This window comes from Ruegeria sp. CL5, from assembly GCF_056536485.1.
This window is the reverse complement of sequence record NZ_JBQFPS010000009.1, coordinates 114,148-133,205: the sequence shown is the minus strand read 5'-3', so window position 1 is coordinate 133,205 and position 19,058 is coordinate 114,148. Positions and strand designations below refer to the sequence as shown.

Below are 19,058 nucleotides of genomic sequence, written 5' to 3'. Positions count from 1 at the left end.
AACGATTCCAAGTTTTGACCTATTTTGGACATTTTGCAAGATTTTTTACAAAATATCTGATATTTTATACAACCGATACATTTGCGATCGGTGCTTGCTGAAACCTTTCTATCCTGATCGTTTCGCCTGTTCTGCAAGAATTCTGAATGGCCTCAATGACTTGAAGCGTTCTAAAACCTTCCCATCCCGATACGATCGGCTCGGCTTCGTGCCGGGCCACTTCAACAAAATGCCTGAGTTGATTGACCAACGGGTCAGAGGCGCCCTTCTTGAGCGCTGTGGACGAAATGGGGGTCCACCAATCTCTTTGCTCACCCCGATAGCTCCAGAGCCGGAGGTCAGGGACGGATAGCGACCCATGAGAGCCACCGATCATGTAGCTGCTTTCAGTGGTTGATGGATAGATTGGATATTCCTGAGACGTCATCTCCCAACTCCATGGCGCGACGATGCTGTCAGACACGCTTATGGTGCCAATGGCTCCGCCTTCGAACGTCAGCAACGCGCCAGCTACATCCTCGTTGTCGTAGCCGCGCTGCGATGCAGCAGATTGCGCCTGAACGGTTACGACCTCTCCGGCCAGATACCGCAGAAGATCGACGTCATGGACAAGATTAACCGAGATGGGTCCCGCGCCAAGTTTCTTTCGCCAGGGCGCAGTGTCAAAATATTCGTCGGGCTTATAGAACCAACAATTCGCATGAATTGCACGAACATCACCGATCTGCCCATCCGAAATCGCCTCCTTGGCCGATTTGATCAGTGGATTGTACCGGCGATGGTGTCCAACCATAAGCGGTACGTCTGCCTTCTCCGCCTCTTGAACAAGAGCTAGTGCCGCAGCAGCTTCTACGGCGATCGGCTTTTCCACGAGTATGGGGCAACCGTGCCGAATGCAAGTGAGGCCCTGCTCGACATGAAGTGTCGTTGGGGTCGCCAGCACAGCGCCGTCCGGGGTCTGATTGGCGAACATTTCTTCAAGCGTCTCGTAACACTCAACCCCATGTTCATCAGCATAGGCGCGGCCTTCGTCGCTGGGGTCAACCACCGCAACAAGATCGACATGGCGCAACGCACGTATTGCATCTGCGTGGCGGCGTCCAACAAGGCCAATGCCGACGATGGCAATGCGAAAGTTCTGAGACACTTTGATTCCTTCCGGAGGACCCAAAAGCTCTGGATCCAATGTTTGCGACTGGGCTGCATCGCCCATTTAGAACACGACCGTATTGGGGTTTTTCCGATTCCGCAATAATGTATGATATTTTTATTTTTACCATACATCAGTTTGGATTGCTGATGACCTTTAAAAATGATAGATGAACGAGGAAACCAAGAATATCGGGTGAAATGCATGGCGAAGCAGCCGTCTACGATAGGTGCAAGTACCTATCAGCGCATCAAACGGGATATCATTTTCGGAGAGTTGCAGCCCGGCTCGAAACTTAAGCTGGACGCCTTGAAAGAGCGGTACTCAGCAAGCCTTTCGACGCTTCGTGAAACACTGAACAGGCTTGCCAGCGACGGATTTGTCGAAGCTCCCGAGCAGCGAGGATTTCTGGTTACGCCAGTTTCCCGTGAAGACCTGACCGAGATCGCAGAGCTGCGCGCCCTGTTGGAATGCCACGCATTGGAATTGTCGATTGCAAACGGCGACACGGATTGGGAAGGCAACCTTGTCGCCGCGCACCATAAGCTGCACCTGATGGAACAGCAGCTGCTAAAGGGAGATGACTCTGAGAAAGAAACCTGGAAACGGTATGATTGGGAGTTTCACCAAGCCATGATCGCGGCGTGCAACTCCAGGAACCTTCTGACGCTGCACTCGATCATCTACGATAAATACCTGCGCTATCAAATGCTTGTACTGACCTATCGCGGCGAAGAAGCCGTCGAGGAGCACAAAGGTATGTTCGATGCCGCCCTGGCCAGAGACGCGGATACCGCCACGAAGCTGCTAGTGGATCATATCCGGAACGGCCTCGCACACACGTTAGAGGCCATGTAGGCAAATTCACTTTGCCGCAATTGCGACGGTCTTGAATTTAGCACATCTCGGTGAAGAACACTTTCATTATTCGAACTTGCTAGGTAAGGTACTGCTACGAGAGGTAAACATTCCGCTTGCCACTCGTAGGTCGCGGTCCCTTTAGTTCAAAGCGGGTTAGTGTGTGCGGTTTGTGTCCACGAGGATTCCTACTACCAAAAACTCTCCCAAAGTACGGTCCGCTCGCCCAATTTGTTGACTAATTTGCATTATGTTTGCTTGGAGCAGCATATGAAATTGCATCAGGCGCGATAAAACAGATAGCGATCAGGTGCGATGGTTTCAGGGCCCTGTATCGGGGTGAAACCTACCAGGGGTTGTCCTGATATCAGCAAGCCGCCGGGGCACATCACTTGTTTGACCAGAGGGCTCAGGCGGGCTGCTTCGGCAACATCGTCTGACTTGATCCCGCGACCAAAATCATAGTGCGCTAGTGCGATAGTATGGCCAGCTTCCGCCAATTTCAGTAACATCGGTTCCGCTTCGCCTTGCAGAAAATCTTCTGCAGGGGGCGTGCTGTCAGGATGGCATTGCAATACGCGATCCATTACCCAAATTCGGCGTAAAGGCAGGATCTCTCGTAAATGGTCATAGGTACGTCCATTGCCCAGCCCCAAGTCTAGAACATCTCCGTCCATGGCGTCGATCTGTGCCGCGGCCCAATTCAACCCGTCGCGTTGCGCGGTCAGGCGTCGTAGCATGGAATCCAGTCGACTCATTCGGGTTCTCCTAGAATTTCGTTGCATGGCGCAGTCCAAGGAATTCCTGGCCCATCAAGCAGCCTGTGCAACAGGTCTTTCGTAAACGTCCAGATGTCCTGATCATGGACCAGATGATGCGTCAACACCCCAAATGCTTCTGCATTGTCCGCCCGTCCTGCGCGTCGATCTTGTAGCAGTGTGACCACTTGCGAAATCAGCTCTTCCGGGTCTGCCAAGCCGCGAGTTCCGCGCCAGTCGATGGGATCGAGATGCGTATTTACCTGCTCGAGACCAGGAGCGGCGAGTGGTGTTTTCCGAGGTGTTGCGGTCGATATTAACCGAAAACCCAGCCCTCGGAGGTGAGCTGTAACTTCAGGATCAATCCGGTTCCAAGGTGGCACAAACATCGGGCGTAACTGATCACCGAACAGATTCTGTAGCCGAGTCAGTCCGGCCCTTGCGTCAGAAACAATGGCTTCGATTGGTCGGTGCAAACGGAACTCAGCTTTCTTTTCACTTATGTGTGCGTGGTTCTGATGCGCCCAGCCATGCACAACCGGGATTAAGGCGGTCTGATCACGCACATAATCCGCCAATGACACCTCAGCTGGGCGCGGGATCACCGCCAGATGGACCGGCAGGCCCAGCTCAACGGATATCAATGTGAGTTTTTCGAGCTGTGGCGTCACCGTGATCGCGTCGTCATCGCGCCACCACAAGGGTAGCGTCAAATCCGCTTCTTCCCAGCGCTGCAACTCAGTCATCAAGGGTTGCCAATCAAGGCTCATCGGCGGGCCTCATACAAGTCTGTCGCAATTTCCACCGATCGACGGGCGCCATCAAAACCTTCAGTCATTGGAAGACGAACAAGACCCGACATGACACGATCCAGTGCGTTTGCAAGTGAGGGTCCGGATAGTTCAGAACTGTTCAGTACCTCAACCCCTTCCAATTGCGAAAGCGCACGCGCACGCAATCCCTGCTCGACCTCTTTGCCGTCGTCGAATGGGATCAACACAGCAGGGGCACCGCATTGCAGCAGGTCCATGGCAGTATTGTAGCCGCACATACTAACCGAGGCCGCAACAAGCGGAAGCATTTGGCGAAAATCGGGGCGAACGGGTTCCAGAATAACCGTTGCCCCCTCGGCCAACTGCGAAAGCTCGGCGATGCGCGCTTTGGCATCCTGTCCACCCACCAACAGGCGCCAGCGCCTGTTGGGCATCTTTCGGGCGGCCTCAATGGCCGCCTGAAAGATCGGTTGGCCAACTGATCCGCCACCGGCACTTACGATGATCTCGTCCCGACCTGTACCCTCCGGATGGCTTGGCGGTGCGCTTGGTGCGACGAAACCCGTGTAGTGCAGCCGTGCCGCCAGCTGCGGTGAAACAGGCCAACTGATGTCGAGCGGTGTGATCCGAGGGTCTGCATGGACCAGAACACCGTCATAAAACTCTGCAATAACTTCGTCCGTTCGGATCGCTTTTGCAGGCTTTGCTGGCGGCGCAAGAATATCGCGGATTGAACTCAGGATAACAGGGGGACGAGGGGTTCCTTGCGCGGCTTTTAATGCCGCCTGGAATTCCGCTGCGAGCGAACGGCGTCCAAACGGATATAGCTCGGTGATCAGAACCTGCGGCCCGAAGCTGCGTACTGCCTGAACCAGTCCGGTTGCGCGTGCTTCGAAATAGGCGGCGTCTGCAACGGTACCATCCTGATCTAGCAATCGGGTAAAATCGGTGCCATCCGACCTCAGCGGCGGCAAACCCAGCAGAGACATCCCGGTCGTATCCAGCTGCGGCGCGGGCATACCTCCGGAAACGACAAGAACCTCATGGTTCTGATCAGCGAATGCGCGCGCCAATGTCAGTGCCCGGCTCAGATGCCCGGTGCCCAACAGGTGGGTAACGACGATTATCACCTTCATTTTCAGGCCTCACGCGCAAGCAGGCGGACGGGTTCGGGCTGGGCCCGCATCGGATTCAACTCGATGACAAATAACCTGTTGCGTTTGATTTTGAACGGGGCGGGGCCTGCAAAGTTCCAGCCCCAGGCCTTGGCCAAAATCACCCGCATGATGCCGATATGGCAGACGGCAAGATTGTCGCCCGTCAGGCCATCCATCCAAGGTGCGATTCTTGCCCAAAGTTCTGCCGGGCTTTCACCGTTAGGTGGTCGGTAATCCCAACCCCAATCTTCAATATGACGATAGCCGCTATCGGGAATCGCGATCAGGTCCACGCCGCGTTGCCCTTCCCAATCTCCCCAGTTCATCTCGGTCAACGCTTTGGATGTTTTGGGGGCTTTGCCAGATACAAGTTCAGCGGTTTCAGCCGCGCGACTTAGCGGGCTGGACCAGATCGATGCAGTGTCCCACGGCGATGGCAGGCAATATCCCGCAAGCTCGGCACGGGCATCAATATCCAGGGGAATGTCGCTGCGACCCTGAATGCGACCAGCGCGGTTCCATTCGGTATGTCCGTGGCGCAATAGGGCGAGGCGGGTCATTCTTCTTTCTCCAACAAGGGGCGCACGGCAGTCCAGAACCGATTCGTCGCCGACGGGATCAGATGGCGTTGCGCGATGTAGGCGCGGGCGCGATCACCCTCGGTTCGCCGAAGGTCGGGATCATCCAAGAGCAACTGTATACGAGCGGCCAGCCCTTTGGTGCCCGAACTTACATTGGGATGATCAGAGGGCATCAGTACATCACGCACGCCGGGGCGATCTTGTGCCACGACCGGGACACCGCTGGCCTGGGCCTCAAGATAGACCATGCCATAGGCTTCGTTGACGCCGGGCCAGACAAACATCGATGCCTGACGGTAGTGCTCTTGCAATGTGTCTCGATCAAGCTGACCCAGAAACCTGACGCGTGACCCGAACTGCGCCATCAGCGCCTCGACTTTGGGGCGGGCAGGGCCATCGCCAGCGATGTCCAGCACCCAATCGCCTGTGAGATGCTCCAGCGTCTCGGCCAGAATCGTGTACGAGGCCAACTTATCCCCTGGACGCATCATACCCACCGTCAGCATCGGGCCGTCACGGGTAGAAGTGGAAGGCAATTCAGCAACAGGCAGAAATGGGGGCAGCTCTACCAATGTCTGTGCGCCGAATTTCTCACGCTCCAGCGTGATCAGATCGTTGGCTGTGTGATAAAATATTATCTGCGCGGCATCACAGGCGTCGTGCGCCGACTGGGCAAACCCGGCCCATGGACCCGAGAGCCGACTGGTGGCACGGGTGCTTTCCAGTTGTACATATGGAATACCCCGTGCGCGACATACTGCGGGGCCCAACAGGTCCGGCGCTTTGTAGTAGTTGTGATATGTAACCCAAAGGTCTGTGTCCGATGGCAGTTCCGTGATCAGCCGCGTAGCTTCGACCATCGCTTTGTCTCGCAACTGATTCTGAAGTGGGCGCTCACCCTTCTTGTCGTAAATTCGCAGGTCTGATGCGAGCTCAACAATGTTGTTTTGGGCGCGGATTGCGGCGATCAGGTTGCGCGCCATTTCGCGGTCACCCGAAGGCTTGGGGCTGTTGGGGGATTTCATCGGCGCGTAAAAAGCCACCCGAGCCATCACCGACCATCCGTGCACAATGCGTTTAACCGCTCGGACAGGCGATGTATGCCCGGGTCCATACGAAAGTCGGCGATCAATCGGTCATACGCTGCCTCTGCCATTTGCGCTGTTTTGGCCGGGTTCCGGGCGATCTTGGAAATGGCGGAAGCCAAGGAGGCTGGGTCGTCCTGCGATAGAATCCCATGGACGCCAGTTTCGATGAACTCTGGGATCGCCGATATGGGCGTCGATAAAATCGGAAGGCGCTGAGACGCCGCCTCCATCAATACGTTGGGCAAGCCATCCCGGTCACCATCTTCAGCAATCCGGCTGGGCAGCACAAACAGGTCAGAGCGGCGCATCTCGGCAACGACCTCAGGCTGGTCGCATGCACCCATCCAGGTGATCCGATCTGACAGCTCTGCGGCATCGGCCTGTGCACTCAGTTTATTGGCCAGTGTCCCGCCACCGATATGGGTCCAGTGCCAGTCCAAAGTTTGAGGGAGCAGAGCAAACGCGTCGATAAGGCGATCAAAGCCCTTTTTCTCGACCAACCGCCCGACTGAAAGCATATGAAAAGGTGCCTCGGCCGCCCGCTGACCACGCTTAGGAGGGGTCGGAAAACGGGACAGGTCCAGACCGTGGTAAATCAACTCAACGCGCGCAGGATCATCAGCCAATTCGCGCAGATGCGCTGCACCGATGGCGGTGCAGGTTGCCCCAAAAGTGGCTCCATAGCTCGCCAGATGTAGTTTCTCCTTCTTTTCCCAGTCTGGCGAGGTCCAAATATCTTTGGCGTGCGCTGAAAAACTCCACGGCAGGCCGCGCATGATCGCAGCGTAACGGGCGACCGACGATGGCGTGTGCATGAAATGCGCGTACAGCGCATGCGTTTCCTCAGGTAACTCGGCAGCTAGCACGCAGGCCTGTCCGAACCGGCGAATGCGGTTATGGGTTTGGTCTCGGCGCAGGTCTTGCCGCCAGACCCGATAGGCCTCTGGGTATCCGGGCAAACCCGAAGCAACAGCGCGTGCAGCGGCGAGCCGTTCAGGTTCGTCATAAAGGTATTCTGGCAGATAGCGTACTTGCCCATTGAAACGATCATGCAGCGGGTGCCGCTTGGCGTCGGTCGGATGGCGCAAAGACCAGATATCGAAGTTGTGGCCAGCCTCCTGCAAGGCAACGAGCTCTTGGGCAATGAACGTCTCGGACAGGCGCGGCCAGCCTTTGACCAGCACCGCAAGCCTGGGGTGTGTTTTGATCATCCTGTCGCGCGCTCTTGTTCTGCGGCTAGTAGTGCGGTGATGCGATGGGTGACGTAGTTCAGACCATCCAGCAAACCGGCGCTTATGGCTTGCGACGGCAAGGGCTGAAGGGGAAGATTACGGATCGCGTGGATCATCGCGTCCGCCGTCAGACCGTCACGATTTTCATCGAGCATTCGCACCAGTCCCAGATCTTCCGCGCGAGAGGCGCGTATCCATTGTTCCAGACGGGGTGTTGTGCGCGGGACGATGACCGCGCGCTTGTCGAAGGACAGTACTTCGCAGAATGTATTGTAGCCGCCCATGCAGACCACACCGGCTGCTCCGGCGAACAGCGTTTCGATCTGAGATTCAAAGCCTACAGCTGTGACCCGGCCATCAAGTGCGGCGACGCGGGTTTCAAAATCCTCGCGCAATTCACCTGACAGGAATGGCCCATAGACTAGCACGGCACGAGGAGAAAGGTCCGGGTCTTTCTCATAGGCGGACAGCACGAGGTTGACCATCGCTTTACCATCGCCGCCACCGCCGGGCGTAATCAGGATATAAGGTTGCTTGGGGGGCTCGCCGACAGGCCCCAGATCACGCCTTAGATATCCGGTCCAGTGCATGCGTTGTTGCGCTGCCGGACTGAGGGGTAGACCTTGGGTCGGGTCATAGATCGAGCGCAAGCCATATACCCAGATCTCATCGTAGAAACGCTCGGTTGCCGAGATCGCTTCTTTGCGTTCCCATTCGGCGGCCAGTACATCGGGTTCGTCCAGAACATCGCGCAGACCCAGAACCAGCTTGGTCGAACCCGAGCTCTCAAGATATTCCAGCGTCGGCAACAATTCACCGCGAAACCCGGTCGGTTCTTTGTCGACTATCAGAACATCCGGGTCAAATTGCGCGACAGCCGTTTGGATAAGGCTTGCACGCAGCTCGGTTACATCATCAATCCCCATGCCAATGGTTTGTGAGGCGTAAGAACCGTCCGAGCGTTTGGTGACGCCAGGCAGGCGAACATGGTCGACCCGTCGTGGAAAAGTAAAGCGACCCGCTACCGGAGAGCCGGTCAAGATCAAAGCCGAAGCGCGTTGATCGGCCTGTGTAATCGCTGCCGCCAAAGCTCGAGACCGGCGCAAATGGCCCAGACCGAACGTGTCGTGACTGTATAGCAGGATACGAGGCGCGCGGCCGTGATGTTCGTTTTTGTTACCTCGGCTCATGCCTTCGCCTGTTTCGGTTCCGATGCAACTCCGCGCGTTTGCACCTGAGTATCCTATTTCATTCGCGCCTGCGCGCAAAAGGTGGGAATTTTTCCCTGCAAATGCGCCAAACATTGCGAATTGGCAACAACATATTCGTTACCTTGTCGTCAATGTGACGCGGCCCCTTTGTTGGCGATTGCCCGCAATGAACAAGATTGCGTGCGATCCTGGGGCTCAGGCCGTCATATTCAATTTTTGGTTGCTTGAAAATACCTTATCCAGACGTTTGCGCCGAGGCCACTGGCCTCACGCAAAGATGCCTTTGCGTGCGCGGATGATTTGAACAGCAGACCAAGCTTCTGTAGTCTTGCCGGCAACTGTGATTTGGGTGCGAGACACTATGAAAACGAATATTCTGGCCGGGCTGTTTCTGGTGCTTTGGGCCGCAATGCTTGCATGCGTACCCAGAGCAGAGGCGCAAACCTCGCTGATCCCGGGATATCCAATTGGATCGTCCGAAGAAACCAGCACATCAAGTTCGGCAGAAGAGGGCGATCTGGTAGCTGCGATCCGCGCGGCTTCTGAAGCTGGTGCAAGTGTCATCGTAATCGACAGCGCGGGACAGGTGGTTTCGTCAGCCAATAATGGCGGGGCAACATCTGATTCAGAGGTCGCTGACCCGATGGCGGAAGGGTCTCAACTGATGAAGGCTCAGGAGCGGTTCTCGAAATTTCGGGAATCTGTGCGCTCGCGTTTAGAAGCGCTTCCGTATTCGGTTTTTGAGGTGCAGTACGTTCTGAGACAAACCAGCCCGGATGGCCGTATTCAGACCTATTTCGAGGTCTTGGCCTGGAACATTGTTTTTCTTCTGCTGGGACGCTGGTTATCGACCGAGATTTACGGAAAGCGTATCGCCAAGCGTTGGGTTGTTGCCCGCATCAAGGAAAACCCCGTTGGCTATCGCGAGAAAATGCCTTTCTTGGTTTACCGCTTCGTAATGGGCATCGGTGGGACGATCTTTGCGATGCTGATGGCGCTGATTGTGGGTTATCTGTTTTTCGGCGAAGCCGAGGATATATCTATTCAGTTCACTGTCACCGCGATTTTTACAGCGTTCTTCCTGTCGCGCACGGTTGCGGACTTGTGGCGGATGATCTTGTCACCGTTTCTCAGCCAGTACCGTTTGCCCCCGTTTTCCGATCGGGACGCCAAGCGGCTATACCGGTGGGCGTCGGCAATCGCGACGTTTGATATCTCGGTCGTGCTTTTCTCGACTTGGGTTGCGGATTTTGGGCTGAACTACAATGTTTATGCCTTGGTTTATGGCAGCCTGACTCTGGCCGGTGCGCTGGGCAATCTCTTGATGATACTTTTCAATGCCCGCGCGATTTCTCATGCGATCCGTGGCGGGCGTATGCCCGAACAAGTTTCGTGGATATTACGATTTATCTCGTTCGCCTGGGCGCCGGTATTGATGCTCTACATTGTGTTCAGCTGGTTCAAGCTAGCAGTTGATCTGGTTCTGGAGATCGAGGATTCCGTCCCGATCGTAGCCAGCAGCTATGCAATATTCATGTCAGTGGTCGTTGCATATGGTGCGATGAACTATCTGCTGGAACGCTACTTTGATCGCAATCGTCAGATCGCGGAACTGAACACCGAAGCAGATGAGGCCGAGGTAGGTGAGTCTGCAGCGCTTGTCACACCCGAGGCTGAAAAGCGCAAACACGCCATATTGACCTACGAAGATCTTGCCCGAAGGGTGGCCGGTATTCTGGCCTTTGTGGTGGGGCTATATGCGCTGGTCGTGATCTGGAATCCGCAAGCCAACTGGAGCGATGATCTGCCTATCGAGCGAGCGCTTGATGTGATGGTGATCTTGTTCATCGGCTACATTCTGTTTCATTTTTTCCGGGTCTGGATCGACAGCAAGATTGCAGAAGAGGTTGACGATGGTGCCGCCGATGCCGAGCTTGGCGACGAAGGGGGCGAAGGTGGACAGAGCCGGCTTGCGACATTGCTTCCCCTGTTTCGCGGTGCCATTCTGGCTGTGGTCGTTGTCACCATCGCGCTGATTGTTTTGATGGAACTCGGGATCAATGTCAGCCCGCTGTTTGCGGGTGCAGGTGTTGTAGGATTGGCCGTAGGATTCGGGTCGCAAACGCTGGTGCGCGATATCTTTTCGGGTGCGTTTTTTCTGATGGATGATGCATTCCGTAAGGGTGAATATATCGATATCGGCGATGTGAAGGGAACGGTTGAAAAGATCTCGGTTCGGTCCTTCCAGTTGCGACACCATCTGGGCGCGCTCAACACGATTCCCTTTGGTGAGATCAAGGTGCTGACCAATTACTCGCGCGATTGGGTGATCATGAAGTTGCCGTTGCGTGTGACGTATGACACGGATGTCGAAAAAGTACGGAAGCTGATCAAAAAATTGGGTCAGGAATTGCTGAGTGATCCGGTGATCGGAGAAAACTTTATCCAGCCCCTGAAATCTCAGGGCGTGATCGAGATGCAGGATTCGGCGATGATTATCCGGGTCAAGTTCATGACCAAACCAGGCGATCAGTGGCTGGTGCGCAAGAAAGTATATCAAGATATCCGTGAACTGTTTGCCCGCGAAGGTATCCGGTTCGCGCATCGCGAGGTCACCGTAAGGTTGGCAGACGGCAAAGAGGCCGAAGACTTAACGCCAAAACAGCGCGAAGCGGTTACAGGCGCTGTTCAGGCTGCGATTGACGAGGATTATCTGGATGATATCGGGCCCGGCGGCGACGATCGCTAAGGCGGCTCCCGCCTCTTTGAGCGGCGTCTCGAATGAGACGCCATACAAAACGTTGGGCGGGGCCGCGCTCCGCGCGGCGGTTGGTCTACGTGGCGAGTGAGGGCCAGGCAGGTTCTGATGATCCAAGCTTTGAGGCGGGTAGGGACCATCGCATTTTGGAAGTGCCTACAGTCAGTGCTGGATTCAAACGGTGACCTGCTCCCCATCCGGAATGTTCTTGCACATCCGAATAATCTGCAAGTAACGCACCGCTGATATCTACTTCAGTATCGCTTTTGGCGAGAGTGGCGAGCAGTTCTGCGGTGCGTGCAAGTGAAAGTCGGGCATCCATGACCGCTTGACCGGATGCAGCCTCGGCCAGAGCCGAAAGAATAGCAGCAGCCATCAAGTATCCAGTCGCGTGATCGAGTGCCTGCACAGGTAGCGGGGTTGGCTCGTCGACCCCGGCCCATTCCATTCCCGCGTGCGCGATCCCGGCGCTCATCTGAACCAGACTGTCAAATCCCCGGCGTGAGGCCCAAGGACCTTGCCAGCCATAGGCGTCCAATGTGACCTCGACCCTGTTGGGGGCAAGCTGATCACGCGTGGATTTAGCCAAACCAAGCGCGTCTAGGGCACCGGGGCGATACCCATGAACAAATACGTCAGCTTGTTTGAGAAGTTCCTGAAGTTGTCCAATTCCCGCGGGCGATTTCAGATTCAGATAGGCGCAATGCTTGCCCAGTGAGATGTCAGGAATGACGCCGGGCTCATCCCAGCCAGGAGGGTCGATCCTAAGGACTTCGGCCCCAAAACCCGCAAGTGTTCTTGTCGAAACCGGCCCTGCCAGTATTCGTGTGAGGTCGAGCACGCGTAGCCCTGCAAGGGGGCGCTCGACGGTCGCCTGTGGCCGGTCGCGTAGCTTGATATTCCGTGGGCCTTGCCAGCCGATCAATGGTTCACGTGCGAGTACACGTCCCTGCGGATGGTCATGCCATTCTGCACGACTGCGCATCGCGGCAGCAACCCCACCCTCTGCGACAATTGCGGCTTCGAGTTCCGAAATGGTCCTGTCTCGGATCGCGCGTTCAACCGATGACCGATCAGGGTTGACCTCGAGTACCTTCAAAGCAGCAGTGCGGTGATGCGGCAGATTGGTGTGCAGTCTGATCCAGCCATCTGAGGCCTGATAGTCTCCTGCGATCGCGTCCCAAAGGTTGGGCATGTCCCATCCGTCGGGTTTGAATGAGAAGCCATACCATAGAGAAGCCAACCGATGGTCCACGGAAACATCCGGCGGTTCTGGCGACAGGTTGAGCACAGTCACAAGGCGTGACATTTCCTGACCAACAGCAGCAAAACTGGCCGTTGCCAGTTCTGAGACTGCAAAAGCGCTGGGCCGCGCGCCCGCCCCTTTAACCCGATATGTGTCAGTTGAAGGGAGGGCGGATAGCAGGCTCATTGCTGGTAGGGGTCCAGACTGTCGCGCAGCCCGTCGCCAAGGAAGTTGAAGGCCAACACGACTACGATGATTGGTAGCATCGGAATCGCCGTCCACGGATAAATCTCGATCGAAGCAAGGTTCTGCGCGTCATTTAGCATGACCCCCCAGCTGACCGCCGGGGCGCGCAGGCCAAGACCAAGGAAGCTGAGCGCGGTTTCACCGAGGATCATCGCTGGTATCGACAGTGTGGCTGATGCAATCAGGTGCGACATGAAGTTCGGAAGCAGGTGCTTGCGGATCACGCGACCCGAGCTTGCACCCATCATCTCAGCGGCGCGAACATATTCCTCTTCCCGTAACGAAAGGAATTTGGCGCGTACGGATCGGGCAAGGCCGGGCCAGTCGAGTATACCGAGAATGATCGAGATGATGAAGAAGACAGCAACAGGACTCCAATTCGAAGGCACGGCTGCAGATAAAGCCAGCCAAAGTGGGAGTTCCGGCAGAGAACGCAGAATTTCGATCACACGGTTTATGACCCAGTCGATGCGCCCACCAAAATACCCGGCCATCGATCCGAACAGGATGCCGAGGAAGAAAGACACTGAGATGCCGATCAGGCCTACGGTCAGCGACAATTGGGCGCCGTAAAGAATTCGACTGAAGACGTCACGTCCCAAGCGGTCGGAGCCCCATAGGAACAGCGTGGCGCCTTCAGGTGCACAAAACAGGTGGGTGTCGGATTTTATCAGGCCTGCCAGTTTGTACTCGGAGCCCTCACAGAAGAACCGGATCGGGCGCGGGTCTTCTGTGTCGGGTACGAACTTCCATTGGAAGGTTTCAAGATCCGCTTCTGCAACAATGGGATAGACATAAGGACCTATGAATTCGCCCTCGTGGAACCAGTTGACAGACTGGGGTGGGGCATAGAGGTGCTCACCGTTTCTGTCGTTCGGTCCATAAGGGGCGATGAATCCCGCGAAGGGTAGCATCAGATAGCACAACAGCAGGAATATACCTGAAATCAGACCCAGCTTGTGTGTTCTGAACTTGCGCCAGACTAAGACCCAATTTGGGGCATCGAGATCTGCACGCTCAAGCTGCTGAAGCGAGGCTTGCGGATCAAACGGGGCTTCGTCGACATAGCGACCATCGGGGCGTTCACTCATGCTTCTCGCCCCTCATACCGAATGCGCGGGTCAAGCATGACCAGCAGGATGTCCGAGATCATGGTACCGATCAGCGTCAGCAAGGCCACGAACATCAGAATGAAAGCAGACAGGAACTGATCCTGTGTTTTAAGCGCGGTCAGCAATGTTGGCCCGATGGTTTGCAGACCCAGAACAACCGAGACCAGAACCGAACCTGAAACCATCGAAGGCAGTAGGTTGCCAATATCGGCAACAAAGGGGTTGAAGGCCACTCGCAGCGGGTATTTTGTCAACATCCGCGACGGGGCCATCCCCTTGGCGATAGCGGTTTCAACATAAGGCTTGCCCAGCTCATCCAGCATGTTGGCACGCAGGCGCTGCATCATAGCCGAAGCGCCCGAGGTGCCGATGACGAAGGTCGGAACGATCAGGTGAACAAGGATGGATTTCAGCTTGTCCCAGCTCATCGGTTGACCCTCAAAGGAAGGGTCCATCAGACCGCCAATTGGCAGGTTAAAGTAGCGATGGCCGTAATAGAACAGGATCAGCGCCAGCAGGAAGTTTGGCGTCGCAAGGCCCAGATACCCAACAAAAGCGGAAGTATAATCGATCCATGTTCTTGATTTGGCCGCCGCAAGAACGCCCAGCGGCAGGGCCACAGCATAGACGAATAGAATGGCAGCCAGATTAACCACGACAGTCAACCAGAGCGTATCGCCCACGATCTCGCGCACGGGGCGGTCAAATTCGAATGACCAGCCATAATTGCCCTGCAAGAGGCCCTCGAACCCGTGCGGGCCGGGCCAGAAGCCTATCCAGATCAGATATTGTTCTGGCAACGAACGATCCAGAGAATACTCTTTGCGCAGAAACTCGGCCTTAGCCACGCCCGCAGATTGGCCAGAGGCCTGCAACTCAGCGATCTGGTTGCTGAGATAGTCGCCTGGGGGAAGGTTGATGATTACGAAGATCAGTACCGACACCACCAACAGCGTCAGCAGCATCGTGAAAAAGCGATACACCGCATAGCGCAGCATGACCATTTAGCTGCTCCTGATCAGTCGGCGAAGAAAAACTCGTCGGGACGATGAATGCCGAAATGCGCACCGGGCTCCCAGGCCCACATGGCCTGCTCGGGCACGTTCTTCAGCCGGTTTGACACAACGATTGGCTGCGGTGCGCCGTTAAGAATACCAATGGCATACAGCTGATCCGCGTGAATTTTCAGCATCTCAGTCCAGACTGCCGCGCGCTCTTCATCGGTGGTGGCGATTTCCCAGTCATGCGCGAGTTTCATGAGAAGTTCGGCTTCGGGCATGTCTGGTGGCTCGCCTGATCCTCCGGCTGTCTGGTAATACTGCCCCCACTTGGGCCAGGCCAGAAAGACCTGATCAGTAGGCGCCAGATAGGCAGGCGAGGTGTGCAATTGCGGGATGCCGTCATCCCAGCCAAACCAGACTGAGGCCATCGTGTTGCCCGAGAAGACCCGATTACGCAGAATGTCCCGATCCAGGGGGCGCATCACAAGTTCGACACCGATCTCGCGCCAGGTATCTGTAACGATTTGGAGGGCATTTTCTACTTCCTGCCTCTCGCCTGCAGTTTCGATAACCAACTCCATAGGACGTCCGTCAGGCAGTAGGCGAATGCCGTCTTTATCCCGCTCGGTCAATCCAGCCTCATCCAACAGCGCATTCGCCATATCGACGTCGTAGTCTGCCCAAGCCTTTGCATTTGCTTCGTCATAGAATGGCGACGCAGGCAAAACTGACATCGCGCCGGGATGGGCCAGCTTAAAATAGAGCGCTTGATTGATTGTTTTGCGGTCTATCGCGAGGGAAAGGGCCCGGCGGACGCGCACATCACGTAGTACGTTGCGCCAGGCTTCGTCTTCGAAGTTCAGGTTTGGATAGATGGCGATTTGGGATGCGACTCCGGTCTTCCACAAGAGCGTTTTGTAGTCTCCTTGCGCTTCGCCTTTTTTCAAGATCGATGCGTCGCGGAATGCCAGCCCTCGCCCTTGTAGGTCACTTTCACCCGCGTTGGTCTTGGCCGCGACAAGACCTGGGGCAACAATCTCCATCTCGACCACATCGATATAAGGGAGCTGCACCCCATTTGAATCGACCCTGTGATAGTAGGGGTTGCGGATGAAGCTGTGCCGGATTTTCTTGCCCGAGCTTGCATTGAGCCAGGGCTGCAATGTGGGCAATTCGTGATTGTCATATTTGTACAGGTTATCCAACTTGTTATGCAGCGCCGCCCAGCTTTTGACCCGCGCGTCTTCGACCTGAAAAGCCAGTTCTTCAGGATCGGCAAACTTCTCGTGGTATTTTTTGAGAAATTCTGATGGGCGGTAGATAAACGGTGGGCGTGCCTGTGCAAGAGATTGCAGAAAATCCGGGTTCGGATTTGCCCACTCGAACACGACGGTCGTTTCATCAGGGAAAGTGACAGTGGGAGCCTTACCTTCAACCAGCAAAAAATCAGGTGGGCCTGATGGGCTGAGCAACTCGTTATTGGCGACGTCTTCCCACCAATATCGGAAATCCTCAGACGTAAACGGAGTGCCGTCCGACCATTTGTGGCCAGGGCGTAAATTCAAGGTAAACTTGCGATTGTCTTCGTTTTCGAAAGAGGCCAGCAGATCAGGCACGATGTTGTATTCATGGTCAAAGCCGACAAGCCGCGCATAGCCATAGACCACCATCTGGCGAATGTCCTTGGACCGGGTAACCATGGTTCGCAACGTTCCGCCGGGCGTTCCGAAATCGCGCCCCTTTGCGGCCAGATCAACGATTAGCGGGTCTTGCGGAATGCGGTCGGCGACAGGTGGCAGCTTTCCACCTTCAACTTCGGCTTCCCAGTAGGGGATTTCCTGAAGATTGGCCGGGATTTCTGCCGTGGCGGGCAGAGCTGCTGCAACGACCAGCGCGGTCGCCAGAAACAAACGATGAGTGGTCTTAAACATGGCAACGTACCTTATGGCCGGGCTCCAACTCTACCAGCGAGGGTATCACGGTGTCGGAAAATCGAAAGGCGTCATCCCAACTGTCGGGCGAACCCGCGCCCAAAGCAACCAGTTTCAGGTCTATCGGACGATTGATATCCGGTTCAGGCTGGGCGGCAATCAATGCCTTTGTGTAAGGATGACGTGGATTATAGAAGAGAGTTTCAGGCGGGGCTTGTTCAACCACCAGCCCCCGACGCATTACGGCAACTTCATCAGCGATGCGCGCGACAACGGCGAGATCATGCGAGATGAACAGGTAAGACAGGTTCAGACTGTCTTGCAGGTTTTCGAGCAGGGTCAAAATTTGTTCCTGCACAGAAACATCTAAGGCCGAAGTAGGCTCGTCACAAACGATCAAAGCCGGATCCAACATCATCGCGCGGGCGATAGACAGACGTTGCCGCTGCCCGCCTGAAAACGCGTGCGGATAACGTTTGAGCATGTCTGCGTTCAGTCCGACCCTCAATAACATTTCGGCTGCTTTATCGCGCTGTTCTGCTACTGTTCCGAGGCGGTGAATTTCCAACGGTTCGGTCATCGCATCCTGAATACGCATTCGGGGACTAAGTGAGCTATACGGATCCTGAAACACCATCTGCGCCTTGCGCTGGAAGGCAGTACGCTCGGCGCGCGTCATGTTGTGAACTGTGAGCGGATCGGCTTCCTTGTTTGTCCGGAACAGCACCTCTCCGCCAGGGTCCGGCAGTTCGGCACCCAGAGCGATACGCGCTGCGGTGGTTTTGCCCGATCCGCTTTCGCCTACGATCGCAAGTGTTTTGCCGCGCGCCAGCTTCATATCGACGCCGCGGCAAGCGTGGATCAGCTTGTCGGCTCTCCAGCCTTTGCTGGACCGCATTGTGTAGGTCTTCGAAACCCCGGTCATCTGCAATATCAGATCTTCATCGGGCATCGGCATGCCCACCGCATCCTGGTCAGGTATTTCTGGCGCTGCATCGAACAGTTGCTGGGTGTAGGGATGGGCCGGGTCGTTCAGGATCAGGGCGGCTGGACCGGCCTCCATCACACGACCTTTGTGCATGACAACAACCTGCTCGGCCATGTTGGCGACGACACCCAAATCATGCGTGACCAGAATTAGTGCCATACCGGTTTCACGCTGCAGTTCTTTGATGAGCCCAAGAACCTGCGCCTGAGTTGTTACATCCAGCGCAGTGGTTGGTTCGTCCGCGATGAGCAATTCAGGTTTGGAAACCATCGCCATCGCGATCATGGCCCGCTGTCGCATGCCGCCGGACAATTCAAACGGATAGCTGTCATAGGCGCGGGCCGGGTCGGGAAAGCCCACCCGTTCAAATTGCGTCAGTACTTCTTTGCGTGCCTCAGATTCAGATGCGCCGCGGTGCAGCCAAAGAACTTCGCTGACCTGGTTTCCAATTTTGTGAAGCGGAGAGAGCGAGCGCATCGGCTCCTGAAAGATCATCGACACCCGATTGCCTCGAATGTCACGCATTTGACGTTCGCTGAGTTGAGTTAACTCCGCTGTGCCTCTAGAATCGTTCAGGGTAATCGTACCGCTGCGGATTTGAGCGGTGCGCGGCAGGATGCGCAGAGCAGCACGACACGAAATCGTCTTGCCCGATCCAGATTCACCAACCAATGCAAGTGTCTGTCCAGGCTCAACATCAAAGCTGACATCTTGAACCACGGAAGGACCCTTGCCGAAGCCGATGCTGAGATTCCGAACGGACAACAACGCACTCATGCGGGTTTTCCACCCGTCTGGCCGCTAGGTAACATCGGCTTTGTGAACTCCCTGTCTTTTTTTTCGTAGTTTCGCGCGGTTCGGGCGGGGTAGTCAAACACCTTCTGCACCTGAAACGTCGCGGAATCGTGAATTCTTGGCGGTGCGCCTACACATTCCCTTGAGAATTTGTCACTACCTGATCGAAAGGC

The 19,058-nt window shown here is 55.7% G+C and carries 15 protein-coding genes; 2 read left to right on the top strand and 13 right to left on the bottom strand.

What is annotated here, in order from left to right; translation table 11 throughout:
- Positions 1 to 64 precede the first annotated feature (64 nt).
- Complete coding sequence (locus ACR0IU_RS15845) at positions 65 to 1,147, bottom strand: Gfo/Idh/MocA family protein (protein ID WP_480716922.1); 1,083 nt, start codon at positions 1,145 to 1,147, stop codon at positions 65 to 67.
- A 207-nt stretch (positions 1,148 to 1,354) separates the two neighbouring features.
- Here ACR0IU_RS15845 and ACR0IU_RS15840 point away from each other — a divergent pair, with 207 nt between their 5' ends.
- Positions 1,355 to 2,008, top strand: coding sequence for a GntR family transcriptional regulator (locus ACR0IU_RS15840; protein ID WP_480716921.1), 654 nt, complete (start codon positions 1,355 to 1,357; stop codon positions 2,006 to 2,008).
- A gap of 281 nt (positions 2,009 to 2,289) precedes the next feature.
- Here the strand turns inward: ACR0IU_RS15840 and ACR0IU_RS15835 are convergent, their stop codons facing one another.
- The 7 genes from ACR0IU_RS15835 to ACR0IU_RS15805 are packed head-to-tail and all read right to left on the bottom strand — an operon-like array spanning position 2,290 to position 8,787.
- Positions 2,290 to 2,766 carry a class I SAM-dependent methyltransferase gene (locus ACR0IU_RS15835; RefSeq protein ID WP_480456864.1) on the bottom strand — a complete coding sequence of 159 codons (477 nt, stop codon included), beginning with the start codon at positions 2,764 to 2,766 and terminating at the stop codon, positions 2,290 to 2,292.
- Complete coding sequence (locus ACR0IU_RS15830) at positions 2,763 to 3,536, bottom strand: polysaccharide deacetylase family protein (RefSeq protein ID WP_480716920.1); 774 nt, start codon at positions 3,534 to 3,536, stop codon at positions 2,763 to 2,765. The genes ACR0IU_RS15835 and ACR0IU_RS15830 overlap by 4 nt, the downstream gene beginning before the upstream one ends.
- The gene (locus ACR0IU_RS15825) at positions 3,533 to 4,675 is read right to left on the bottom strand and encodes a glycosyltransferase family protein (protein WP_480716919.1); all 1,143 of its coding nucleotides are present in this window, start codon (positions 4,673 to 4,675) and stop codon (positions 3,533 to 3,535) included. The genes ACR0IU_RS15830 and ACR0IU_RS15825 overlap by 4 nt, the downstream gene beginning before the upstream one ends.
- A gap of 2 nt (positions 4,676 to 4,677) precedes the next feature.
- On the bottom strand, positions 4,678 to 5,256 hold the full coding sequence (locus ACR0IU_RS15820; protein ID WP_480716918.1) for a histidine phosphatase family protein: 579 nt from the start codon (positions 5,254 to 5,256) through the stop codon (positions 4,678 to 4,680).
- Positions 5,253 to 6,329, bottom strand: coding sequence for a glycosyltransferase family 4 protein (locus ACR0IU_RS15815; protein WP_480716917.1), 1,077 nt, complete (start codon positions 6,327 to 6,329; stop codon positions 5,253 to 5,255). The genes ACR0IU_RS15820 and ACR0IU_RS15815 overlap by 4 nt, the downstream gene beginning before the upstream one ends.
- Positions 6,329 to 7,576: a glycosyltransferase family 4 protein gene (locus ACR0IU_RS15810; RefSeq protein ID WP_480716916.1), complete on the bottom strand. Its 1,248-nt coding sequence runs from the start codon at positions 7,574 to 7,576 to the stop codon at positions 6,329 to 6,331. The genes ACR0IU_RS15815 and ACR0IU_RS15810 overlap by 1 nt, the downstream gene beginning before the upstream one ends.
- A complete protein-coding gene (locus ACR0IU_RS15805; protein ID WP_480716915.1) occupies positions 7,573 to 8,787 on the bottom strand; it encodes a glycosyltransferase family protein in 1,215 nt (404 codons plus the stop codon). The genes ACR0IU_RS15810 and ACR0IU_RS15805 overlap by 4 nt, the downstream gene beginning before the upstream one ends.
- A gap of 382 nt (positions 8,788 to 9,169) precedes the next feature.
- Here ACR0IU_RS15805 and ACR0IU_RS15800 point away from each other — a divergent pair, with 382 nt between their 5' ends.
- Complete coding sequence (locus ACR0IU_RS15800; RefSeq protein ID WP_480716914.1) at positions 9,170 to 11,557, top strand: mechanosensitive ion channel domain-containing protein; 2,388 nt, start codon at positions 9,170 to 9,172, stop codon at positions 11,555 to 11,557.
- An 85-nt stretch (positions 11,558 to 11,642) separates the two neighbouring features.
- On the opposite strand, the gene ACR0IU_RS15795 is transcribed toward ACR0IU_RS15800, so the two are convergent.
- The 5 genes from ACR0IU_RS15795 to ACR0IU_RS15775 are packed head-to-tail and all read right to left on the bottom strand — an operon-like array spanning position 11,643 to position 18,867.
- Entirely contained in the window at positions 11,643 to 12,998 is a 1,356-nt protein-coding gene (locus tag ACR0IU_RS15795) for a CoA transferase (protein ID WP_480716913.1), read from the bottom strand.
- Complete coding sequence (locus ACR0IU_RS15790; RefSeq protein WP_170477642.1) at positions 12,995 to 14,149, bottom strand: ABC transporter permease; 1,155 nt, start codon at positions 14,147 to 14,149, stop codon at positions 12,995 to 12,997. Before ACR0IU_RS15790 ends, ACR0IU_RS15795 begins: the two co-directional genes overlap by 4 nt.
- Positions 14,146 to 15,174, bottom strand: coding sequence for an ABC transporter permease (locus tag ACR0IU_RS15785; RefSeq protein ID WP_010437945.1), 1,029 nt, complete (start codon positions 15,172 to 15,174; stop codon positions 14,146 to 14,148). The genes ACR0IU_RS15790 and ACR0IU_RS15785 overlap by 4 nt, the downstream gene beginning before the upstream one ends.
- A gap of 14 nt (positions 15,175 to 15,188) precedes the next feature.
- Positions 15,189 to 17,102, bottom strand: a complete 1,914-nt coding sequence (locus ACR0IU_RS15780) for an ABC transporter substrate-binding protein (RefSeq protein WP_480716912.1) — start codon at positions 17,100 to 17,102, stop codon at positions 15,189 to 15,191.
- Complete coding sequence (locus ACR0IU_RS15775) at positions 17,095 to 18,867, bottom strand: ABC transporter ATP-binding protein (RefSeq protein WP_480716911.1); 1,773 nt, start codon at positions 18,865 to 18,867, stop codon at positions 17,095 to 17,097. The genes ACR0IU_RS15780 and ACR0IU_RS15775 overlap by 8 nt, the downstream gene beginning before the upstream one ends.
- Between the last annotated feature and the right edge of the window lie 191 nt (positions 18,868 to 19,058).

What these genes read in the sequence shown, in the direction of transcription:
- ACR0IU_RS15820 (WP_480716918.1), bottom strand. Translation starts at nt 5,256, where the DNA reads ATGACCCGCCTCGCCCTATTGCGCCACGGACATACCGAATGGAACCGC.
- ACR0IU_RS15810 (WP_480716916.1), bottom strand. Translation starts at nt 7,576, where the DNA reads ATGATCAAAACACACCCCAGGCTTGCGGTGCTGGTCAAAGGCTGGCCG.
- ACR0IU_RS15840 (WP_480716921.1), top strand. Translation starts at nt 1,355, where the DNA reads ATGGCGAAGCAGCCGTCTACGATAGGTGCAAGTACCTATCAGCGCATC.
- ACR0IU_RS15825 (WP_480716919.1), bottom strand. Translation starts at nt 4,675, where the DNA reads ATGAAGGTGATAATCGTCGTTACCCACCTGTTGGGCACCGGGCATCTG.
- ACR0IU_RS15790 (WP_170477642.1), bottom strand. Translation starts at nt 14,149, where the DNA reads ATGAGTGAACGCCCCGATGGTCGCTATGTCGACGAAGCCCCGTTTGAT.
- ACR0IU_RS15795 (WP_480716913.1), bottom strand. Translation starts at nt 12,998, where the DNA reads ATGAGCCTGCTATCCGCCCTCCCTTCAACTGACACATATCGGGTTAAA.
- ACR0IU_RS15780 (WP_480716912.1), bottom strand. Translation starts at nt 17,102, where the DNA reads ATGTTTAAGACCACTCATCGTTTGTTTCTGGCGACCGCGCTGGTCGTT.
- ACR0IU_RS15835 (WP_480456864.1), bottom strand. Translation starts at nt 2,766, where the DNA reads ATGAGTCGACTGGATTCCATGCTACGACGCCTGACCGCGCAACGCGAC.
- ACR0IU_RS15775 (WP_480716911.1), bottom strand. Translation starts at nt 18,867, where the DNA reads ATGAGTGCGTTGTTGTCCGTTCGGAATCTCAGCATCGGCTTCGGCAAG.
- ACR0IU_RS15830 (WP_480716920.1), bottom strand. Translation starts at nt 3,536, where the DNA reads ATGAGCCTTGATTGGCAACCCTTGATGACTGAGTTGCAGCGCTGGGAA.
- ACR0IU_RS15800 (WP_480716914.1), top strand. Translation starts at nt 9,170, where the DNA reads ATGAAAACGAATATTCTGGCCGGGCTGTTTCTGGTGCTTTGGGCCGCA.
- ACR0IU_RS15785 (WP_010437945.1), bottom strand. Translation starts at nt 15,174, where the DNA reads ATGGTCATGCTGCGCTATGCGGTGTATCGCTTTTTCACGATGCTGCTG.
- ACR0IU_RS15805 (WP_480716915.1), bottom strand. Translation starts at nt 8,787, where the DNA reads ATGAGCCGAGGTAACAAAAACGAACATCACGGCCGCGCGCCTCGTATC.
- ACR0IU_RS15815 (WP_480716917.1), bottom strand. Translation starts at nt 6,329, where the DNA reads ATGGCTCGGGTGGCTTTTTACGCGCCGATGAAATCCCCCAACAGCCCC.